This is a genomic window from Rossellomorea sp. y25 (genome assembly GCF_038049935.1).
Taxonomy (GTDB): Bacteria; Bacillota; Bacilli; order Bacillales; family Bacillaceae_B; genus Rossellomorea.
The window spans coordinates 3,234,778-3,257,447 of the sequence record NZ_CP145886.1 but is presented as its reverse complement, the minus strand read 5'-3'; the positions used below and the strand labels follow the sequence as shown (position 1 = coordinate 3,257,447).

General features: G+C 42.3%; 18 protein-coding genes and 1 other annotated feature. Of the genes, 16 read left to right on the top strand and 2 right to left on the bottom strand.

All coding sequences use genetic code 11. From position 1 onward, the window contains the following. Window positions 1–481 precede the first annotated feature (481 nt). The 7 genes from clpX (at window position 482) to AAEM60_RS16550 (ending at window position 9,534) form a co-directional block, all read left to right on the top strand. Window positions 482–1,753, top strand: a complete 1,272-nt coding sequence (clpX, locus tag AAEM60_RS16580; RefSeq protein ID WP_113969530.1) for an ATP-dependent protease ATP-binding subunit ClpX — start codon at window positions 482–484, stop codon at window positions 1,751–1,753. Window positions 1,754–2,181: 428 nt separating this feature from the next. After that, window positions 2,182–3,840: an ATP-dependent protease LonB gene (gene lonB, locus AAEM60_RS16575; protein ID WP_299738825.1), complete on the top strand. Its 1,659-nt coding sequence runs from the start codon at window positions 2,182–2,184 to the stop codon at window positions 3,838–3,840. A gap of 171 nt (window positions 3,841–4,011) precedes the next feature. Beyond that, window positions 4,012–6,336 carry an endopeptidase La gene (gene lon, locus AAEM60_RS16570; RefSeq protein WP_299738823.1) on the top strand — a complete coding sequence of 775 codons (2,325 nt, stop codon included), beginning with the start codon at window positions 4,012–4,014 and terminating at the stop codon, window positions 6,334–6,336. After that, a complete protein-coding gene (gene yihA, locus AAEM60_RS16565; RefSeq protein ID WP_299738821.1) occupies window positions 6,333–6,917 on the top strand; it encodes a ribosome biogenesis GTP-binding protein YihA/YsxC in 585 nt (194 codons plus the stop codon). Before lon ends, yihA begins: the two co-directional genes overlap by 4 nt. A 330-nt stretch (window positions 6,918–7,247) precedes the next feature. Next, a complete protein-coding gene (locus tag AAEM60_RS16560; RefSeq protein WP_299738819.1) occupies window positions 7,248–8,030 on the top strand; it encodes a transporter substrate-binding domain-containing protein in 783 nt (260 codons plus the stop codon). Between the two features lie 99 nt (window positions 8,031–8,129). After that, entirely contained in the window at window positions 8,130–8,777 is a 648-nt protein-coding gene (locus tag AAEM60_RS16555; protein WP_044339486.1) for an amino acid ABC transporter permease, read from the top strand. A 16-nt stretch (window positions 8,778–8,793) separates the two neighbouring features. Beyond that, window positions 8,794–9,534, top strand: coding sequence for an amino acid ABC transporter ATP-binding protein (locus tag AAEM60_RS16550; RefSeq protein WP_044339672.1), 741 nt, complete (start codon window positions 8,794–8,796; stop codon window positions 9,532–9,534). 57 nt (window positions 9,535–9,591) lie between these two features. Here the strand turns inward: AAEM60_RS16550 and AAEM60_RS16545 are convergent, their stop codons facing one another. Continuing rightward, window positions 9,592–10,083, bottom strand: a complete 492-nt coding sequence (locus tag AAEM60_RS16545; protein ID WP_299738816.1) for a DUF5668 domain-containing protein — start codon at window positions 10,081–10,083, stop codon at window positions 9,592–9,594. Window positions 10,084–10,477: 394 nt separating this feature from the next. On the opposite strand from AAEM60_RS16545, the gene hemA reads away from it, so the two are divergent. The 8 genes from hemA (at window position 10,478) to ysxE (ending at window position 19,289) form a co-directional block, all read left to right on the top strand. Further along, window positions 10,478–11,830: a glutamyl-tRNA reductase gene (hemA, locus tag AAEM60_RS16540; RefSeq protein ID WP_299739650.1), complete on the top strand. Its 1,353-nt coding sequence runs from the start codon at window positions 10,478–10,480 to the stop codon at window positions 11,828–11,830. A 15-nt stretch (window positions 11,831–11,845) separates the two neighbouring features. After that, a complete protein-coding gene (locus AAEM60_RS16535; RefSeq protein WP_341356686.1) occupies window positions 11,846–12,679 on the top strand; it encodes a cytochrome c biogenesis protein in 834 nt (277 codons plus the stop codon). 16 nt (window positions 12,680–12,695) lie between these two features. Continuing rightward, the gene (hemC, locus tag AAEM60_RS16530; RefSeq protein WP_299738812.1) at window positions 12,696–13,628 is read left to right on the top strand and encodes a hydroxymethylbilane synthase; all 933 of its coding nucleotides are present in this window, start codon (window positions 12,696–12,698) and stop codon (window positions 13,626–13,628) included. Continuing rightward, entirely contained in the window at window positions 13,628–14,419 is a 792-nt protein-coding gene (locus AAEM60_RS16525) for a uroporphyrinogen-III synthase (protein WP_299738809.1), read from the top strand. The genes hemC and AAEM60_RS16525 overlap by 1 nt, the downstream gene beginning before the upstream one ends. 27 nt (window positions 14,420–14,446) lie before the next feature. Next, a complete protein-coding gene (gene hemB, locus AAEM60_RS16520) occupies window positions 14,447–15,421 on the top strand; it encodes a porphobilinogen synthase (protein WP_341356685.1) in 975 nt (324 codons plus the stop codon). A 55-nt stretch (window positions 15,422–15,476) separates the two neighbouring features. After that, a complete protein-coding gene (gene hemL, locus AAEM60_RS16515; RefSeq protein ID WP_341356684.1) occupies window positions 15,477–16,769 on the top strand; it encodes a glutamate-1-semialdehyde 2,1-aminomutase in 1,293 nt (430 codons plus the stop codon). A gap of 135 nt (window positions 16,770–16,904) precedes the next feature. After that, window positions 16,905–18,122, top strand: coding sequence for a stage VI sporulation protein D (gene spoVID / locus AAEM60_RS16510; protein WP_299738800.1), 1,218 nt, complete (start codon window positions 16,905–16,907; stop codon window positions 18,120–18,122). A 138-nt stretch (window positions 18,123–18,260) separates the two neighbouring features. Further along, on the top strand, window positions 18,261–19,289 hold the full coding sequence (gene ysxE / locus AAEM60_RS16505) for a spore coat protein YsxE (protein WP_299738799.1): 1,029 nt from the start codon (window positions 18,261–18,263) through the stop codon (window positions 19,287–19,289). A 36-nt stretch (window positions 19,290–19,325) separates the two neighbouring features. Here ysxE and AAEM60_RS16500 read toward each other — a convergent pair whose 3' ends face one another. After that, window positions 19,326–19,514, bottom strand: a complete 189-nt coding sequence (locus AAEM60_RS16500; RefSeq protein WP_044339496.1) for a hypothetical protein — start codon at window positions 19,512–19,514, stop codon at window positions 19,326–19,328. A 163-nt stretch (window positions 19,515–19,677) separates the two neighbouring features. Continuing rightward, window positions 19,678–19,904: a binding site (T-box leader), on the top strand. A gap of 69 nt (window positions 19,905–19,973) precedes the next feature. On the opposite strand from AAEM60_RS16500, the gene AAEM60_RS16495 reads away from it, so the two are divergent. Further along, entirely contained in the window at window positions 19,974–22,625 is a 2,652-nt protein-coding gene (locus AAEM60_RS16495; RefSeq protein ID WP_341356683.1) for a valine--tRNA ligase, read from the top strand. The last annotated feature ends 45 nt before the right edge of the window (window positions 22,626–22,670 follow it).

Here is a 22,670-nt window from a genome sequence, read left to right as displayed (position 1 = left end):
TTCGCTTTTGAGGATGGTGGCATAAATGAGCCAAAATCTCGACTACACTAAGCTTTACTTCGAACTTATGTGTATGAGCAAACGAGTTTGCTCCAGGCGTTTTTTGTTTCTGTGGCAAAATGAGCCAAAATACTATACTCTATCTAATAAGAAACTTTATCCATCAAACAAGAATAAGAACCACTATTTTTGGAAAAAGCTTATTTAACGGGGTTGCATTACTTTTCACCAGGAACATACATAATTGGATTTCTTACATTACCTGACTTCAATTGGACAAGATACTAACTAGCAATGTAAAATATTTGCTAAAATGCGTGTTACATAATAAGATGATTCTTAAGAATCGTATCAATTTCTTTACGAACATATAATATGATAAAATGCAGTACATAACTTTAGGTAATAGGGATGTAAGGAATCGTTCGTTTGATGAAACAGAGCACGATTTTATGAAGTTTTAACGAAGGGGTGAAAATCATTGTTTAAATTTAATGATGAAAAAGGACAACTAAAATGTTCTTTTTGCGGAAAAACACAAGACCAAGTTCGTAAACTAGTCGCTGGACCAGGTGTGTATATCTGCGATGAGTGTATCGAACTTTGTACTGAAATCGTAGAAGAAGAGCTAGGTACAGAAGAAGAAGTAGAATTCAAAGACGTACCTAAACCTCGTGAAATCCGGGAAATCCTGGACGAGTACGTAATTGGTCAAGATCAAGCCAAGAAATCTCTGGCTGTAGCCGTTTACAACCATTACAAGCGTATCAACTCAAGCAGCAAAGTCGATGACGTTGAACTGTCTAAGAGTAATATTGCGATGATCGGTCCGACAGGTAGCGGTAAAACCTTACTTGCACAAACACTTGCACGTATTCTGAACGTACCTTTCGCGATTGCCGATGCCACTTCTTTAACAGAAGCCGGTTACGTTGGGGAAGACGTGGAGAATATTCTATTGAAATTAATCCAGGCAGCCGATTACGATGTAGAAAAAGCTGAAAAAGGCATCATCTACATCGATGAAATCGATAAAGTAGCGCGAAAATCTGAAAATCCATCCATCACTAGAGACGTTTCAGGTGAAGGTGTTCAACAGGCACTTCTGAAAATTCTTGAAGGTACAGTAGCAAGCGTTCCGCCTCAAGGGGGGCGTAAGCATCCACATCAGGAATTCATCCAGATTGATACGTCCAATGTACTATTCATTTGTGGTGGGGCTTTTGATGGAATCGAGCAAATCATCAAACGCCGCTTAGGTCAAAAGGTGATTGGCTTCGGTTCTGATCCTAAAAACGCAGAAGTAAAAGAAGACAAATCCCTTCTTTCTAAAGTCGTACCTGAAGATCTATTGAAGTTTGGGTTAATTCCAGAATTCATCGGTCGTTTACCAGTGATTTCAAGCCTTGAGCCTCTTGATGAAGAAGCGTTGGTCGAAATCCTGACAAAACCTAAAAATGCGTTGGTAAAACAATATCAAAAAATGCTTGAATTAGATGATGTAGAGCTTGAGTTCACTGAAGATGCTCTTCTTGAAATCTCTAAAAAAGCAATCGAGCGCAAAACGGGTGCCCGTGGATTACGTTCTATCATCGAAACCATGATGTTGGATGTGATGTTCGATCTTCCTTCCCGTGATGATATTAAAAAATGTATCATTACAAAAGAAACGATCCTTGAAGATGCGGCTCCACATCTAATGCTCGAAGATGGAACCATGATCGATCCAAACGAAGAAAAAACATCAGCTTAATAGCTTAAGTAAAGCCAAGAATGATCCTTCATTCTTGGCTTTTTTAATGAAACAAAATGCGTGAGTATATATTGAACAGAAAGGAACAAAGATAGCGATTTGATGGAGTGGTGGAAAAGTATCATTAATGGAAATTACAAAAGAACTTTTTACATTAGTTTTGTTGATTGAAGCGGAAGGTGCTCGACTCCTGCGGGAAAAGTGGAACAGGTGAGACCCCGGAAGCGAAGCTGAGGAGGCTCACCGCCCGCCACGCGGAAAGCGAGCATCCTGGAGCGGAAATCAACCATTACATGCTTAGGTGCATTTAGGAATAGTCCCGAATTTCTTATTTTTACTCATTTTAGAACCAGAATTTTTTTGTTTATTCCCACATGGTCAAGGAGATACTAACCGATAACAACTTGTATCTACTTGGAGGGAGACGAATGAGCTTTACTAGCATCGCTTTGTTTATCCAGTTATTCTTCGGAATAATCATTGGATTGTATTTTTGGAACCTCTTGAAAAATCAGCGAACGCAAAAAGTTTCCATTGATCGAGAGTCAAAAAAAGAGATGGAAGAGTTACGAAAGATGAGATCCATTTCATTAACTGAACCTCTTGCAGAAAAAGTAAGGCCATCAAGCTTTGATGATATTGTTGGCCAGGAAGATGGAATTAAAGCACTGAAAGCAGCGTTATGCAGCCCTAATCCTCAGCATGTCATCATCTATGGACCTCCCGGAGTCGGGAAAACCGCAGCTGCCCGATTGGTCCTGGAAGAAGCCAAGAAGAATATGAAATCCCCTTTTAAACCTGCAGCTGTTTTTGTTGAACTGGATGCCACAACCGCACGTTTCGATGAACGGGGAATTGCCGATCCGCTGATTGGGTCTGTGCATGATCCCATCTATCAAGGAGCGGGAGCCATGGGACAAGCTGGGATTCCCCAGCCGAAGCAAGGGGCTGTAACGAATGCCCATGGCGGGGTATTGTTCATTGATGAAATAGGAGAATTGCATCCTATCCAAATGAATAAGTTATTAAAAGTATTAGAAGATCGCAGAGTGTTTCTTGAAAGTGCCTACTATAATGAAGAAAATCATCAAATTCCTACCCACATACATGATATTTTTAAAAATGGCCTTCCAGCAGATTTCCGTTTGATCGGTGCGACCACTCGTACCCCGAGTGAAATTCCACCAGCTATTCGCTCGAGATGCATGGAAGTATTCTTTAGGGAGCTTGAGCATGATGAAGTGAAAAAAGTAGCTGCCAGAGCCGTGGAGAAAGTGGAAATGACGATTAGTGACAAAGGTCTTGAAACGCTTGCCTCTTACGCCCGTAATGGCCGTGAAGCGGTCAATATGGTCCAGATTGCAGCTGGAGTAGCCATTACCGAAAATAGAAAAGAAATCTTTGATCATGAACTGGAGTGGATTATCCAATCCAGTCAGCTTTCTCCACGATATCAGAAAAAAATCAATGAAGTAGCTACTATTGGATTAGTAAATGGGTTAGCCGTAACAGGGCCCAATACTGGTTCTCTACTTGAAATTGAAGTAACCGTTATCCCGGCAACGGATAAAGGGCTGATCAATGTGACGGGAATCGTGGAAGAAGAAAGCATTGGAGATCGAAGTAAATCAATCCGAAGAAAAAGCATGGCGAAAGGCTCAATTGAAAACGTGATTACGGTGCTTCGTTCCATGGGGGTCCCTGCCGATCAATACGATATACATGTGAACTTTCCTGGTGGAGTACCCGTAGACGGACCTTCAGCAGGGATTGCCATGGCACTGGGCATCTATTCTGCCATTTACCGAATTCCAGTGAAGCATACCATTGCTGTTACCGGTGAGATCAGCATCCATGGTCTCGTGAAACCAGTCGGAGGCGTGACGGCTAAAGTGAAGGGCGCGAAATTGGCTGGTGCCACTATAGCGATCATCCCTTATGAAAATCAGCAGGCAATGTTAAGTGAAATCGAGGGTATCGAAGTGATCCCGGTGAAACAGCTAAAAGAAGTATTGGATCTGGCTCTTATGAAGGAAACACCACATCAAACTGATCTCATAACAGAACAAAATAAGAAAAGTGTATAGACTGTTGACCGATTCGGGTCTATCCGAATCGGTTTGTTTTTGAATGAAAGAGAAAATGGAATAAGCGTTAAACGGCATGAATAAAGTTGTAAATACCTATTTAATAGACACTACCTAGTAAATAAGTTAGAATTGTACAAAGACTTAGAGCAAAATTCGGAGGTGTTATATGTGGCAAATCAAAATAATTTAACGGTTCCCCTCCTTCCATTAAGAGGCTTACTTGTGTATCCAACAATGGTCTTACATTTAGATGTTGGACGTGAGCGCTCCGTACAAGCTTTAGAAAAAGCCATGATGGATGATCATTTAATTTTCTTAACCACTCAAAGAGATATGAATATAGATGAGCCAACACAAGAAGATTTTTACGAAATGGGAACTCTTACAAAGGTAAAGCAGATGCTCAAATTACCGAATGGAACGATCAGAGTTCTGGTTGAGGGTTTAAACAGGGCATCAATTGAATCATTTACAGAGCAAAAAGACTTCTACGAAGTGGAAATAAAGGAATTCAAAGATTCCGATGTGAAAGAATCAGAAACAGACGCTTTAATGAGGACGTTATTGAATTATTTCGAACAATACATAAAACTTTCAAAAAAAGTTTCAGCCGAAACGTATTCCACTGTTTCAGATATTGAAGAGCCGGGAAGACTTGCGGATATCGTTGCCTCCCATCTTCCGTTGAAAATGAAAGAAAAGCAAAATGTACTTGAGACTCTTGATATCAAGAAGCGGCTTCAAATGGTGATCGAGACCATTAACAATGAAAAAGAGGTGCTGAGTCTCGAGAAGAAAATCGGCCAGCGTGTGAAGCGTTCCATGGAAAGAACCCAAAAAGAGTACTACTTACGGGAACAAATGAAAGCCATTCAAAAAGAACTGGGAGACAAAGAAGGAAAAACGGGTGAAATTGAAGATTTGACTGCGAAGATAGAACAAGCGGATATGCCTGAGGATGTTGAAAGAACTGTATTGAAAGAGCTTGCCCGCTATGAAAAAGTTCCATCAAGTTCCGCTGAAAGCTCTGTCATACGTAATTATATCGAATGGCTTGCATCCCTGCCGTGGTCGACTGAAACAGAAGATCAATTAGATATAAAACGTTCTGAACAAATCTTAAACCGGGATCACTACGGTCTTGAAAAGGTAAAAGAGAGAGTGCTTGAATACCTGGCTGTCCAGCAGTTAACTCAATCCCTTAAAGGACCTATCCTATGCCTTGCCGGACCTCCGGGTGTCGGGAAAACGAGTTTGGCCCGTTCTGTGGCTGAATCACTAGGTCGAAATTTTGTCCGAATTTCCCTCGGAGGCGTTCGTGATGAGTCAGAGATCAGAGGTCACAGGCGTACGTATGTAGGTGCGATGCCCGGTAGAATCATCCGGGGTATGAAAAAAGCAGGCACCATCAACCCTGTTTTCCTCCTTGATGAAATCGACAAAATGTCAAGTGATTTCAGGGGAGATCCTTCTTCTGCGATGCTCGAAGTACTCGATCCTGAGCAAAATTCGAATTTCAGTGACCACTATATTGAAGAAACGTATGATTTATCCAAAGTCATGTTCATCGCAACGGCGAATGATTTATCGACCATTCCCGGCCCGCTCCGGGACAGAATGGAGATCATTACGATCGCAGGTTATACAGAGCTTGAAAAATTAAATATCGCGAAGCATCATTTATTGGAGAAGCAGATTAAAGATCATGGCTTAAACAAATCGAAGCTTCAGGTCAGGGATGAAGCGATTGTCGATATTGTTCGTTATTATACAAGGGAAGCAGGGGTGAGGAGCCTTGAACGCCACCTTGCAGCCCTTTGTAGAAAAACGGCCAAGATCATTGTCTCTGGTGACAAGAAGCGCGTCGTGATTACGTCCAGCAATATTGAAGAGTTCCTCGGGAAGAAAAAATTCCGCTATGGTCAAGCTGAAATAGAAAACCAAATCGGTGTTTCAACAGGTCTTGCTTACACTACGGTTGGCGGAGATACGCTGCAAATCGAGGTGTCCTTAGCACCGGGTAAAGGAAAGCTTGTATTGACGGGTAAATTGGGGGATGTCATGAAAGAGTCTGCTCAGACGGCATTTAGTTATGTACGTTCGAAAGCGAAGGATCTTGGGATCGACGAGTCTTTCCACGAGAAATATGATATTCACATCCACGTTCCTGAAGGGGCAGTTCCAAAAGACGGTCCTTCAGCAGGCATCACTATTACGACGGCACTTGTATCAGCGCTGACAGGTAAATACGTCAATCGTGAAGTAGGAATGACCGGTGAAATAACTCTGAGGGGAAGAGTACTTCCAATCGGGGGAGTGAAAGAAAAAACATTAAGCGCTCATCGTGCGGGAATTAAAACGATTATCCTTCCGAAAGATAATGAAAAGGATATAGATGATATTCCTGAAAGTGTGAGGGGAGAATTAACGTTCATCCTTGTATCCCATATTGATGAAGTCTTAGAGAAAGCATTAGTAGGTGAAAAGAAGTGAAAGTAAATCAAGTTGAGCTAGTCATCAGTGCAGTCAGGCCTGAACAATATCCTGGCGATTTTCTTCCTGAGTTTGCCTTAGCGGGACGCTCGAACGTGGGGAAATCCTCATTCATCAATAAAATGATCGGTCGCAAGAGCATGGCAAGGATTTCATCCAAGCCAGGTAAAACCCAGACGCTGAACTTCTATAAAATAGAAGAGACCCTCTATTACGTGGACGTACCTGGTTACGGTTTTGCCAAAGTATCAAAAACAGAACGGGAAGCATGGGGAAAGATGATTGAAACCTACATCACTTCCCGTGAGCAGTTAAGGGCGGTCATCCTGATCGTGGACCTGCGCCATGCGCCAACCAATGATGATGTCATGATGTACGATTTCCTTAAGCATCATGAGCTTCCATGCATCGTCATCGCCACCAAAGCGGATAAGATCCCGAAAGGCAAATGGCAGAAACACCTGAAAGTAACAAGGGAAACGTTGAACATGGACAAAGAAGACGACCTCATCATGTTCTCTTCCGAAACAGGCCTTGGAAAAGACAAAGCCTGGGACGCCATCAAGTCTTATTATAAATAAGCTTTAAAAAGAACCGATTTCCACATATGTGGAGACGGTTCTTTTTTATGACTAAATAATGACAGCACCCATATAGCTTAAAAGTAGTATAAAAGAGGGTCTACTGAACTCCGTATAAGGCTGATGGGCCTATATCATCAAAGCATATGAAAGGAAATAAAAGGATAGAGACGCATATGTACCTGTAACCGAGCTGAATCCGCTTCATCCAATAAAATGGATAATTATAAGCTGTAGAAGCTATATTTGAATTTTGAGAATTTTCTCTTTTGTTGATAAAATTATGAAAGATTAAAAATATTACAAGCTACATAAGGGGGACTCTAGACAGTGAAGAATTGGAAAAGCCTAGTCTTGTTAGTCATTTCTGTGCTTCTTCTATCAGCCTGTGGCGACAAAGCCACAACAGAAAATGGTGCGAAGTTAGTAGAGGAAGGCAAATTCATTTATGCAGCTTCAGGTGAATTTAAGCCATTCAGTGTAACAAATAATGATGGAACCATGTCAGGTTTCGATATTGAAGTGGCAGAAGCCGTTGCGAAAGAAATGGGTCTTGAACCTGAACAGAAGAAATTTAAGTTTGCAGGAATTGTAGAAGGAGTGAAATCGGGTCGTTTTGATGCGGCGGTTGCCAGCCATACGATCACGGATGAACGCTTGAAGGAAGTAGACTTCTCAACTCCTTATTATTATTCTGGCCCGCAGATCTTCGTTCGTCCGGACAGTTCTGTAGAAACATTGGATGATTTGGAAGGAATGGAGATTGCCGTTTCCAAAGGATCTACTTACGCAGAGACTGCCCAGGGAGTAACGGATAATATTCAACAATATGATAGTGATGTAGTCGCATTAGAAGCATTAAATAAGGGTAAACATGATGCCGTTATTACCGACTTCATTACTGGTAAAGAAGCGATCGCTGCAGGTTTGAACGTTGAAGCCCGTGAACTGATCGGGCGCAGTGAGCAAGCCATCGCCGTAAGTAAAGAAAATGAAAAGTTATTGGATGAAATCAATAAAGCTCTTGAAACTCTAAGAGAAGACGGTACGTTAAAGAAAATCAGTGAAAAATATTTCAATACAGACATCACATCAGATCCTGAAGAAGAGTAAAGGCAGCATGACACAGAGCGAATGTGCTTCTATGCGCATTCGCTTTTTGTCCGTTACCGGGAGAAGCTTACACGTATTGAATTGACTGGAGGGAAGTTCATGCACTTTTTTGAAACCTTAACAGGTACATATGATGTATTTCTTAAAGGGATGTTATTAACATTCCAATTAACCTTTGTTTCTGTACTTATTGCGATTGTGATTGGTTTGTTTTTCGCGTTTCTCAAGATTTCCGGAATCAAGCCATTGGAACTATTAGCGGATTTATATATTTTCGTTGTGCGGGGAACACCTTTAATTGTTCAAATCTTTATTTTCTACTTCGGATTAACCTCATTAAATATATCAGGCTTCTGGTCTGTTGTTATGGGTCTTGCTTTCCATAATGGTGCCTACATCGCCGAGATTTTCCGTGGAGCCATCCAATCCATTGATAAAGGGCAAATGGAAGCGGGACGGTCCCTTGGAATGTCTCTTGGATTGTCCATGAGAAGGATCATTTTGCCGCAAGCATTCAGACGAGCCCTGCCACCACTTGGTAATCAATTCATCATTGCATTAAAGGATTCATCTCTTGCATCATTCATAGGGATGTTCGAATTGTTCAGTGTGGCAACGACGCTTGGTTCCAACAACTTCGATTACATGACCTACCTGCTCGTTGTAGCGATCTATTACCTGGTTCTGGTACTGGTATTCTCAACGATTGTCAATATCATAGAAAAACGGATGTCAGTTAGTGATTAATAAAGATGCGGGAGGGATGAGTGTGAGTCAGGAAATGATTAAAGTGGAAAAATTAAATAAATCCTTTGGTGATTTACACGTACTGAAGGACATTGATATCAGTGTAAAGGAAAGTGATGTGGTTTGCCTCATTGGAGCCAGTGGATCAGGGAAGAGTACATTGCTTCGCTGCTTAAACTTCCTGGAACTGAAAGACAATGGAAAGGTTGTCATAGAAGGCGATGAAGTCAACCAGGATACACATGATTTAAATAAAATCCGTCAAAAAGTCGGAATGGTATTTCAACATTTCTACCTTTTCCCTCACAAAACGGTCCTGGAAAATGTGATGGAAGCACCGGTATACGTCAAAGGGGTTTCAAAGGCCGAAGCAAAGAAGGATGCGAAAGAGCTATTAAAGAAAGTCGGCCTGGGGGATAAGGAAAATGTCTATCCATCCAAGCTATCCGGTGGACAGAAGCAGCGTGTGGCCATTGCAAGGGCCCTGGCGATGAAGCCTGAAATCATGCTCTTTGATGAACCTACCTCAGCACTTGACCCTGAATTGGTCGGAGAGGTCTTGGCAACCATGAAGGAGCTTGCTTTAGAGGGGATGACGATGGTTGTCGTGACCCATGAAATGGGGTTTGCCCGCGAGGTAGCCGACTGGGTCGTGTATATGCACGATGGCAGGATCGTGGAAGTAGGACCTCCCCAGGAATTGTTCAACGCTCCAAAAGAGCAGCGGACAAGAGAATTTCTGGATTCAGTTTTATAATAGAATTCACAAAAAGCCCGGAGTGATTTCCGGGCTTTTATTATGGAGTACATAGAATTATTTTTTCTTTATAAACAATAAGTAGACGCCGATACCAATGATGATCATCGGCCAGAATTCCCAAGCGGTCTCCACCACATTACCTCCAATGAAGCCAAACCATCCCGCCGCTTTATCATAGAATAAGAGAATGATAGAAAGGGTTAAAAAGAGCACACCTTGAAAAAGTCCTGCTCTCGTTTTCTGGTACCTGAGCAGGAAACCCAAGGCAATGATCAGAATGAAAGTCCCCATGTGATCAGGCCAGATTTCGAGTCTATTGACAACATGAAAATGCAGACCGAATCCAACGAGAATCGTTCCCGGTAATATGGCTTCATAATCTCTCCCTCCATATCCCTGTCCGAGAAAAGCAAGTCCAACAATCATCAGTAAAGTAGGCCACGTGAAGAACTCCTGAAACAGGACTATGCTCGCCTGCTGTAAGTAAAAGTATGCCCCAAAGCCGATTAAGATCATTCCTGGGAAAATTCTTTGTTGTTGTTTCATACTCTTCCTCCCGTATCTTTTTATACTAAATGTTTTAAATACTGTTTTTTCAGGGAAAATAATACATACTACTAATAATAAGCCCGGATGTCCAGGTAAGAAACCTTTCCATTACTTGATTCTTTAGGCTTGTTTTGGTACCCTACATTAGTAGGTGATGTCGAAATATAATAGATTTTTTTAGAATTGAAAATGCTTTCATGTTCATTCTTTGTTAATCTTAAATGTATATGATGAAATAAATGTTTAGCAAGTACCGGAAGAAGCATGCCTTCTTACCTTTATAAATGTATCATACTTAGGTTTCAATTTCTGTTCACATTTACGGGTCAGGAGCTTTTTAGGACATGTTATAATGAGAGTAATGATTTTAGTTGGGGGTGTAGTGCATAGCATGTATACAATAGTCGTTGGTTTGAATTACAAAACGGCCCCTGTTGAGATTCGTGAGCGTTTATCATTCAATGAAACTGATCTTCCTTTCGCTATGAAGGCTTTAAAGGAAAAGAAGAGCATTCTGGAAAATGTGATTGTTTCTACATGTAATAGAACGGAAGTCTATGCAGTAGTGGATCAGCTTCATACAGGTCGTTATTATATTAAAGATTTCTTATCTCAATGGTTCGATATAGATAAAGAGGAGTTCACACCTTATCTGTTCATTTATGAACAAGAAGGAGCAGTCGAACACCTTTTTAAAGTTGCGTGCGGTTTGAATTCAATGGTGTTGGGGGAAACCCAGATCCTCGGGCAAATTCGTTCAAGCTTCCTGAATGCACAGGAATCAGGGGCGACTGGTACAGTATTTAATCATCTGTTCAAGCAGGCAGTGACGGTAGCCAAAAAGGGTCACTCCGAAACAGATATCGGTTCCAATGCTGTGTCTGTCAGCTATGCAGCCGTTGAATTAGCTAAAAAAGTATTCGGCAGCCTGGAGAAAAAACATGTTCTTATTCTTGGTGCCGGTAAAATGGGAGAACTAGCGATCCAAAACCTTCATGGCAGCGGAGCGACTAAAGTGACGGTCATTAATCGTACGTATGAAAAGGCACAAACCTTGGCAGAACGTTTCAGCGGGAACGCTAAAACAATGAAGGAACTTCAATGTGCCCTCGTGGAAGCGGACATTATGATCAGTTCTACGGGTGCAAAGGAATTCGTGATCACAAAAGAAATGATGTCCCATGTGGAAAGCATGAGAAAAGGTCGACCTCTTTTCATGGTGGATATTGCGGTACCCCGTGATCTGGATCCTTCCATCGGAGAATTAGAAAGTGTTTTCCTTTATGATATCGATGATCTGGAAGGCATCGTTCAGGCAAACCTGGCTGAGCGTAAGAAAGCAGCCGAGCAAATTGAAATCATGATTGAAGCCGAAATTGTGTCCTTTAAAGAGTGGTTGAATATGCTTGGGGTGGTCCCGGTTATTTCAGCTCTTCGACAAAAAGCACTCTCCATCCAAGCTGAAACGATGGAAAGCATCGAACGGAAAATGCCTGACTTAACAGATCGTGAGCGAAAAGTGTTAAATAAGCATACGAAGAGCATTATCAATCAGTTGTTAAAGGATCCAATCCTGCAAGCGAAGGAATTCGCGGGCCTTCCGGATGCTGAAGATAAACTGGATTTATTTATCAATATTTTTAACATTGAACAACAAGTGCTAGAGCAGAAACAAGTAAAAGCAGCCAATGAAAAGACTGAGAGCGATCTTAAGCTTGTACCACAACCTTCTTTTCAAGCATAAGTGAGGTTATTGACTATGTTTGAACAAACGATGACTAGGCTGCATGAACTTATGATTGTTCTGTATGCTATTAGTATTCTCTTTTACTTTATAGATTTCTTAAACAAAAACCGGAAGGCGAATCTGTTTGCCTTCTGGTTACTTGCGATTGTTTGGATACTTCAAACAATCTTTTTATTTCTTTACATGATGAACACAGGCAGGTTTCCAGTCCTCACCATTTTCGAGGGACTTTATTTTTATGCCTGGGTCCTCATTACCCTGTCACTTGTCATCAATCGATTATTAAGGGTGGACTTTACGGTGTTTTTTACGAATGTACTTGGATTCATCATTATGGCGATCCATACGTTTGCACCGGTACAGGTAGAGTCTCAGGCAATGGCAGAACAGCTCGTATCTGAATTATTGTTGATTCATATTACGATGGCCATCCTTTCATATGGAGCCTTTTCATTATCCTTTGTGGTTTCCTTGCTTTATCTCCTCCAATTTAAATTATTGAAAGAGAAAAAATGGGGACAAAGGTTATGGCGGATCAGTGATCTGTCTAAACTTGAGAAGATTTCATATATTTCCAATTCCATTGGAGTAGCGATGCTTCTGCTCAGCCTGATCCTTGGGTTGCAATGGGCATATATCAAGCTCCCGGATTTCATATGGTATGATCCGAAAATAGTAGGGTCATTTATTCTATTAATTTTATATAGTAGTTATTTATATCTGCGCATCAAAAAGAATGTATTTGGTAAATCATTAGCTTTTCTAAATGTTGCAGCCTTCTTGATCATACTAATTAACTTTTTCTTAGGAAGTCGGTTGTCTTCATTTCATTTCTGGTATTCATAAGATTCAGGAGGTCATTATGAGAAAAATCATTGTTGGATCGAGACGAAGTAAATTAGCACTGACACAAACAAATTGGGTGATCAATCAGTTGAAAGCACTGGACCCCTCTTACGAATTCGAAGTGAAGGAAATTGTCACAAAGGGGGACCAGATTCTTGATGTCACCCTGTCGAAAGTCGGTGGAAAAGGCTTGTTTGTAAAAGAAATTGAACAAGCGATGCTGGATAAAGAAATCGATATGGCCGTTCACAGTATGAAAGATATGCCTGCGGTCTTACCCGAAGGACTGACCATCGGATGTATACCGCTTCGCGAGGATCACCGTGATGCGTTCATCAGTAAAAATCATGTGGCTCTAAAAGATTTACCGGGAGGAGCAATCGTAGGAACGAGTAGTCTGCGCAGAGGGGCACAGATCTTATCCGTTCGTCCAGATCTTGAAATCAAATGGATCCGCGGGAATATCGATACGCGCTTAACGAAGCTTAAAAATGAGGACTACGACGCGATCATCCTTGCAGCAGCAGGATTATCCCGTATGGGTTGGACATCGGATGTTGTAACGGAATTCCTTGATCCCGACCTTTGCCTGCCTGCAGTTGGTCAAGGTGCGTTATCCATTGAATGCAGGGAAGATGATTCTGAGGTGCTTGAACTTCTTCAGAAGTTTGCTTGTGTTGAGACCACAAAGACTGTTACGGCTGAAAGAGCGTTCCTTCACAAAATGGAAGGGGGATGTCAGGTGCCGATTGCAGGATTTGCTGAGCTGAAAGACAATGGGGACATAGCCTTAACAGGGCTTGTAGCTTCACCTGATGGGAAAACGATTTATAAAGAATACATGGTGGGACAAGATCCTGAACAAGTAGGGGAAAAAGTGGCTGAAAGCTTAACAGACCTGGGTGCCAAAGCCCTCATCGATCAGGTGAAAGAGGAGCTTGATCAATAATGAAGGGTAAAGGGCCTTTAGAAAATATAAAGGTTTTGATTACTCGTGGCAGTGAGGGATCCAGTGAAACGGCCGCCCTCATAGAAAAAGAGGGAGGGGTCCCGGTTGTGGTACCTCTCCTTCATTTTCAACCTCATGAAGATAAGTGGGAAGTTAATCTTCACTCAACAATACATACGTATGAATGGATTATTTTCACCAGCACAAATGGAGTGAGATTCTTTCTTCAAGCATTGAATCGATTACGGCTCGATTTATCTTCATTTTCCGGAAAGTTTGCTGCAGTCGGAAGTAAGACAGAACAATATTGCAAGAAATATGGAATCCCTGTTTCCTTTGTGCCAGAACATTTTACAGGGGATGACTTTGCAGAAGAATTCATTTCGAAAGTGAAGCCGTCAGGGGACGTCCTGATTCCAAAAGGGAACTTGGCACGAAACGTCATTGCTTCAGTGTTAACCTCTGCAGGAGTATCCTGTGAGGAATGGATTGTCTATGAAACTGTCCTTCCAAAAGGGAGCATCGGGCAGTTGAAGGATATCATTAAAGAAGAGGATCCAGATATCATTACGTTTACCAGCTCATCGACGGTCCATCATTTTATGAAGGTGGTCAATCAGTACACTTTGCATGATGAGATCAGGGACATTCCCATTGCGTGCATTGGTCCCATTACAAAAAATACGGCTGAAAAGTACGGATTACATGTAAAAATCTGTCCAAGCATTTATACTGTAAATGAAATGGTAAACGAGATGAAAGAATTTATAGCAAATAGATCATCAAAATAAAGCTTTATCTACTTAGGAGGTTTACATATGAAAGATCTGCATTTTAACCGTCATCGTCGCCTGCGTCAATCAGATCATATGCGTGCGTTGGTAAGAGAAACTCATCTAAGAAAAGAAGATTTAATCAATCCATTGTTTATAGTGGAAGGGGAAAACATTAAGAATGTCGTTCCTTCCATGCCAGGAGTTTATCATATTTCCCTTGATAACTTAAAAGCAGAGATGGATGAAGTGGTTTCCCTGGGTATAAAATCCATTATTCTTTTCGGTGTGCCAGCTGAAAAAGATGAGGTAGGAACACAAGCGTATCATGACCACGGGATCGTACAACGGGCAACCCGGTTTGTGAAGGAACATTATCCTGAGCTTGTCGTCATTGCCGATACATGTTTATGTCAATATACGAGCCACGGACATTGTGGAATCGTCAAAGATGGAAAAGTACTGAACGATCCTACGCTTGATCTATTAGCAAAAACGGCTGTCAGCCAGGCTGAAGCGGGTGCTGATATCATTGCCCCTTCCAATATGATGGATGGATTCGTTGCAGCGATCCGCCACGGATTGGACGAGGCCGGCTATCATGATGTGCCGATCATGTCATATGCCGTTAAGTACTCCTCAAGCTTCTATGGTCCATTCCGTGATGCCGCACACTCAACTCCGCAATTCGGAGATCGCAGAACGTATCAGATGGATCCTGCCAATCGCCTGGAAGCGTTAAGAGAAGCACAGTCCGATATTGAAGAAGGCGCAGACTTCTTAATTGTCAAACCTGCCCTTTCCTATTTAGATATCATGCGGGAAGTGAAAGACCGTTTTAATGCGCCGGTTGTCGCTTATAATGTTAGTGGAGAGTACAGCATGGTGAAAGCGGCGGCTCAAAACGGCTGGGTAAACGAACAGGAAATCGTAATGGAAAAGCTGACTAGCATGAAACGTGCGGGTGCAGACCTCATCATTACGTATTTCGCAAAAGATGTAGCGAATTGGTTATCCTAATTGGTGGAAAGTTCCTGTAAGGATGACTGAAAGATCACTAAAGGAGGAACCGATATTGCGTTCATATGAGAAATCGAAGCAAGCGTTCAAAGAAGCAGTAAAGCTAATGCCCGGCGGAGTGAATAGTCCCGTTCGCGCATTCAAATCAGTAAAGATGGATCCCATATTCATGGAAAAAGGAAAAGGATCTAAAATTTACGATATTGATGGAAATGAATACATTGACTATGTTCTATCCTGGGGACCACTCATTCTTGGTCACAGCAATGACCGCGTGGTGGAGTCCATTAAAAAAGTAGCGGAAAACGGGACAAGTTTCGGTGCCCCGACTGAAATCGAAAACAAGCTAGCCCAGCTTGTAATTGAAAGAGTACCAAGTATCGAAGTCGTACGTATGGTGTCTTCTGGTACGGAAGCGACGATGAGTGCCCTTCGTCTGGCTCGCGGATACACAGGCCGCAATAAAATCATCAAGTTTGAAGGCTGCTACCACGGTCATGGTGACTCTTTATTAATCAAAGCAGGATCCGGTGTGGCGACTCTTGGCCTGCCTGACAGCCCTGGTGTACCTGAAGGCGTGGCAAAGAACACGATTACGGTGCCTTACAATGATTTAGAAAGCATCCGCTATGCCTTTGAACAATTTGGTGATGATATTGCCGGTGTGATCGTAGAACCTGTTGCCGGTAATATGGGTGTCGTTCCACCTCAGCCAGGCTTCCTGGAAGGCCTGCGTGAAGTCACGGAGAATCATGGTTCACTGTTAATATTTGATGAAGTCATGACCGGGTTCCGTGTCGGATACGGATGTGCCCAAGGCTACTATAACGTAACACCCGACTTAACTTGCTTAGGTAAAGTGATTGGTGGAGGTCTGCCGGTAGGTGCATATGGCGGTAAGGCTGAAATCATGGAGAGAATCGCTCCAAGCGGTCCGATTTATCAAGCTGGAACTCTATCCGGAAATCCATTGGCGATGACAGCTGGATATGAAACCCTGAGCCAGCTGACTCCTGAAACGTACACAGAGTTTGTCCGCAAAGCAGACCTGCTGGAAGAAGGCTTAAAGAAAGCGGCAGAAAAGCACAACATCCCTCACAGAATCAATCGTGCAGGCTCCATGATCGGGATCTTCTTTACGAATGAAGAAGTAACCAACTACGAAGGTGCCAAGTCGTCTGATCTTGATATGTTTGCTGATTACTACCGTGAAATGGCACACGAAGGTGTATTCTTGCCACCTTCCCAATTCGAAGGACTATTCTTATCGACAGCTCATACAGATGAAGATATTGAAAAGACCCTTGAAGCAGCGGAAAAAGCGTTTGAAAAGATTAGTAAGAAGTAGTGATGATAGCCGATCCTTTTTAGGGATCGGCTATTTATATTCGTTTTCCTATCATAATCCTCCTTTTCGTTTCATAAAGTGATAATGGCATTGTTTACTATTTCTTTGTTTGGAACCTGAAAGGAGGAATTTCTTTTGTCACAAGAACAACAATCGTGTTTGCGATTTTCCTTGGAAGAATCAATTTGGTTTAAAAAAGGACAGGAAGTTGAAGAATTGCTATCTATCTCCTTAGATCCTCATATAACGATACAAGAGCAAGAGCAGTACGTACTTATCAGGGGAAGCCTTGATCTTTCCGGTGAATATTTACCAACTTCACCTAGGGACGAAGAAGAGGATGAGTTTGAAGCAGGTGGTAAGTTTGTACAAATAGTGGAAAAGAGGGAAAAAGGTGAGTATGAATTTGTCCACCGTTTCCCTGTCGATGTGACGATTCCGAAAAATAGAATTGCCAATCTGGGCGATATCGACGTATTCGTTGAGTCATTCGATTACATGGTTCCTGAGAATGCTTGTTTAAAATTGAATGCCGATTTAACGATTACAGGGATTTATGGTGAACAGCAGACGCACACTCCCCTTGAAGCTGAATTTAGCAGAGAGGAAGAATACGAGCCGCTTTACCGTTCTAGTGCAGTTGCCGAAGTAGAAGAAGATACAGCGGAGGAAGAAGTAGAAACAGAAGAAGAGCAAGAAGAAAGAGAAGAAGTATACGAGTATGAGAACTACGACGTCGAAGAATTAACGGCGAACGTTGAAGAGCAGGAGGAAGAAGAGGATTCTGAAGACGACGAGTACCAGCCGTTTAATCTGGAAGGACGGACACCACCATCTGAAGAGGAGGATGAGATACCCGTACAGATTCAATACGGTGCTCAGCCAACTCATTCCTATGAGGAAAATTATTTCAGGAAAGAAAACGTGTTTGAGTTGCCTCAGCATGAACTAAGTGAGTCATCAGAAGAGCAGCCGTCTGAACCAAAGGCCGCCTACACGCCGCCTCCTAAATACAAGCAGCAGGAAGCCGAAGAAGAAGAATCCTCCTCATCAGCTGTAGAAGCGGAGATGGAAGAAAGCGGGGAAGAACCGGAAGAAAAGAAAAAGACAAAAGGTAAAAAGAAATATGAAAGCATTTCATTAACCGATTTCTTTGCAAGAAAAGATGAGGAAAAGGGCGCAACATTACGGGTATGCATTGTTCAAGAGGGTGAGACCCTGGACTATATTGCAGAAAAGTATGATTTGACCATTCCGCAGCTATTAAGGGTCAATCAACTTGAAGCCAATCAAGACGTCTATGTAGGGCAGGTTCTTTATATCCCGAAAAGCGAGTATGTCTTCAAAGGGTAGAGGAATATGGGTAAAGTCGTTCCCGCTTAAGACATTAGAATAGCGTAATGGACATATAGAGGAAAGAATGGGGCTGACACCAAATTCATTGGAGTTAGTCCGTTTTTTTTAGAAAAGTAATCTTAGAAGGTGAGAGGAATGGTACAAACGCTTGATGGATTAAAGCATGTCTTACAACCTTATGGCGTAGAACCCCATTTTGTTGAGAGCTACGGGAAGATTTCCAAAGTGTTTTCCAATAAAGGCACTCTGGCTGTTAAGCAGATCCCGGCCCAGACTGGAGTTGACTTTGTCCGGAATGTGCAACTATTGTTTCAAAGGGGATATAACCGCATTGTTCCGATCTACCCGACTTTGGATGGGCGTTATGCGGTGTGGAATGAAGGGGAGTTATACTATGTGATGCCCTGGCTGTTGAACCTGGAAAGGGAAGATCAATTTGAAAAGCATCAGAAAATGTTCCGGGAATTGGCAAGATTGCATACTCTTTCGTCTCAAGAAGTAAAGATTGATAAAGAAGAGAGAGAATCTCATTACGAGCAGTTGACATCCAGGTGGGATAAAGAACAACAGTTTCTCGATGAGTATGTTGAGGCATGTGAAAAAACAACGTATATGTCTCCTTTTCAATTGCATTTTTGCATGTATTACAAGGATGCCACTCAAGCGTTGAAATTTTCACGCAAGATGCTTGATGAGTGGTATGAAGAGACGAAGGAGCTGGAAAAGGTTAGGACCGTCATCACCCACGGAAAGGTTTCGACGGAGCACTTTCTATTCGATGAAAGAGGGTTGGGGTATTTCCATAACTTTGAGAACTCAAGGATGGCTTCTCCATTTCATGATCTCTTGCCGTTTTTGTCGAGAACGTTGAAAACCTATCCTAAGTATTACGAGGAATGTGTCGAGTGGCTTACCACTTATTTTCTGCATTTTACTGTACGTAATGAAGAGCGGCTCCTGTTCATGAGTTATTTAGCTTATCCAAGCTCTGTCATTGCAGTGGTGGAAAAGTATTTTCATACACCGAAGGATAAGCGGAATGAACGTAAATCCCTCAAAAAATTGCAACGACACTACTGGCTGCTGAAAAATACAGAATACGTTGTCATGCGTTTAGATGAAATGGAAAAAAAGAAACAGGAGCAGGCGGCTGAAGCAGAATAAAAAAAGGACTGGCGAAGTCCACATCTCGTCAGTCCATTAAATCCAATCGAAATAAATGGCAAGGCCTATACCGATAAACAGAGTTAAAAGAAGGACATCAAAAGTGGTTGGGAGCAAAATGGTCCGGACCCCTTGAAAGATCGTAAAGGGGATGATGAATTGCTTACATATTAACCGGGCGTTTCCCATCCATTTCTGCATGGTATATTGATTGATTTTTTTCATATTCTTCCACTCACTCTCCTGGGTATATTCACTACTTTATCTTATGAATACAGGATAGAATGGTGCCTGAGTAGGCGAAATGAATATTTTTATTAAAAATTGGCGATAATGATTGACGAAAGTTTATCTTTTCCTATACTATAATTAGTAAATAAATAATGCCTTAAAAGCAATGAACAGGAAGAGTACATTGACCCTTACTTTCAGAGAGGAAAATCGTTTGGTGAGAGATTTTCTACGTTAAGACAATGGAAGGTCGCCTGGAGAGCTGTTTCTATGAATTTCAGTAGTAGAAGCCGGTTAAAAGCCGTTATGATCGTCGAGAGTTCAGGAGGTTTATTTCTCCTGAGAAAAAAGGTGGTACCGCGAATGGAATCCTTCGTCCTTTTCATAGGACGGGGGATTTTTTTATTTTTTTAGAAAAGTGTACTTATTCGCACTAATATAGGAGGAAAACAAATGGAAACTCAAGATCAGCAATTAGCAATGCCGACGAAATATGATCCGAATGCCATTGAGCAGGGACGCTACAAATGGTGGCTCGAAGGGAAGTACTTCGAAGCGACAAACGATAAGGAGAAAGAGCCTTACACCATCGTCATCCCTCCGCCGAACGTAACGGGGAAACTTCATCTTGGTCATGCTTGGGACACAACCCTGCAAGATATCCTGACCAGAATGAAGCGAATGCAGGGTTACGATGTATTATGGCTGCCAGGTATGGACCATGCAGGAATTGCAACACAAGCGAAAGTGGATGAAAAACTTCGTAATCAGGGTATTTCACGCTATGACTTGGGCCGTGAAAAGTTCGTAGAAGAAACGTGGAAGTGGAAAGAAGAATATGCCGAGCATATCCGTCAGCAATGGTCTAAAGTTGGATTAGGCTTAGATTATAGCCGAGAACGTTTCACGTTGGATGAAGGTTTATCGGAAGCTGTACAAAAGGTATTTGTCGACCTTTATAATAAAGGCCTGATTTACCGTGGTGAATACATCATCAACTGGGACCCGGCAACGAAAACCGCCCTTTCAGACATTGAGGTTATTCATCAGGATGTACAAGGCGCATTCTATCATATGAAATATCCGTTGGCTGATGGAAGTGGTCATATTGAAATTGCCACAACCCGCCCTGAAACCATGCTTGGTGATACGGCAGTTGCAGTACACCCGGAAGATGATCGCTACAAGCATCTAATCGGTAAAACAGTTACCCTTCCAATCGTGGGACGTGAAATTCCGATTGTAGGAGATGATTACGTTGATATGGAATTTGGTTCCGGAGCAGTGAAAATTACGCCTGCACACGATCCCAATGACTTCGAAATCGGTAATCGTCACAATTTAGAACGTATTCTTGTAATGAATGAAGATGGAACCATGAATGAAAAGGCGGATAAATACCAAGGGATGGATCGATTCCAATGTCGTAAGGAAATCGTGAAAGACCTTCAAGAAGCCGGCGTTCTGTTCAAGATTGAAGAGCATATGCATTCAGTTGGCCACTCAGAAAGAAGTGGAGCAGTCGTTGAGCCATATCTTTCTACTCAATGGTTCGTTAAAATGGATCCTCTGGCAGAAGAAGCGGTAAAACTTCAGCAGGATGAAAACAAGGTCAACTTTGTACCTGATCGCTTTGAAACGTCATACCTGCGCTGGATGGAAAACACGCGTGACTGGTGTATTTCCCGTCAGCTTTGGTGGGGACACCGCATCCCTGCCTGGTATCATAAAGAAACGGGCGAAATCTATGTAAACAATGAAGCACCGGAAGATATTGAAAACTGGACACAGGAAGAGGATGTACTGGATACATGGTTCAGTTCTGCTCTATGGCCGTTTTCAACAATGGGCTGGCCAGATCTGAATGCAGAGGACTTTAAACGGTACTACCCAACCAACACACTTGTGACGGGATATGACATTATCGGATTCTGGGTATCTCGCATGATCTTCCAGGGACTGGAGTTCACGGGAGAACGTCCATTTAAAGACGTACTGATTCACGGACTGGTTCGGGATGCAGATGGGCGTAAGATGAGTAAGTCATTAGGAAACGGTGTAGATCCAATGGATGTCATCGAAAAGTATGGAGCAGATTCCCTACGCTACTTCCTATCTACAGGCAGCTCACCGGGTCAGGATTTACGCTTCTCCTTTGAGAAAGTAGAATCTGTTTGGAACTTTGCGAATAAGATCTGGAACGCATCACGCTTCGCCCTTATGAATATGGACGGTATGACCTATGACGAAATTGATTTATCAGGTAAAAAATCTGTTGCTGACAAATGGATCCTTACCCGATTAAATGAAACGATTGAAACCGTAACACGTTTAGCGGATCGTTACGAGTTTGGTGAAGTTGGTCGTGTTCTTTACAACTTTATCTGGGATGACTTCTGTGATTGGTATATTGAAATGGCTAAATTGCCTTTATATGGCGAGGACGAAGCAGCTAAGAAAACGACCCGTTCGATTCTGGCTCATGTCCTGGACAACACAATGAGACTTCTACACCCATTCATGCCGTTTATTACCGAGGAAATATGGCAGAACTTGCCGCATCAAGGCGAATCCATTACGGTGGCTGCATGGCCGACGGTTCAAGAAGAACTTACAGACCAAGCGGCAGCAGAAGAGATGAAGCTGCTCGTTGATATCATTCGTGCTGTACGTAATGTCCGTGCTGAGGTTAACACGCCGATGAGCAAGCAAATCAACTTGATGCTAAAGGCGAAAGATGCACATACGCTAACAATCATCGAGAAGAACAAAGCGTATATCGAAAAATTCTGTAACCCGGAGAAGCTTGAAATGGGTACAAATCTAGATACACCGGAAAAAGCGATGACCGCAGTCGTTACAGGTGTGGACTTATTCCTTCCATTAGAAGGGCTGATCAACATCGAAGAGGAAATTGCCCGCCTGCAAAAAGAGTTGGAGAAATGGACGAAGGAAGTTTCCCGTGTTCAAGGTAAGCTGAACAATGAGAAATTTGTAAGCAAAGCCCCTCAGAAAGTAGTAGATGAGGAAAAAGCAAAAGAAAAAGATTATTTAGAGAAACAAGCGACTGTTAAAGCAAGAATAGAAGAGCTGAAGTCAGTTTAATTTTGCCGAGTGAATAGAGGTTAAGAAGAGGGCTTTAAAATCAGG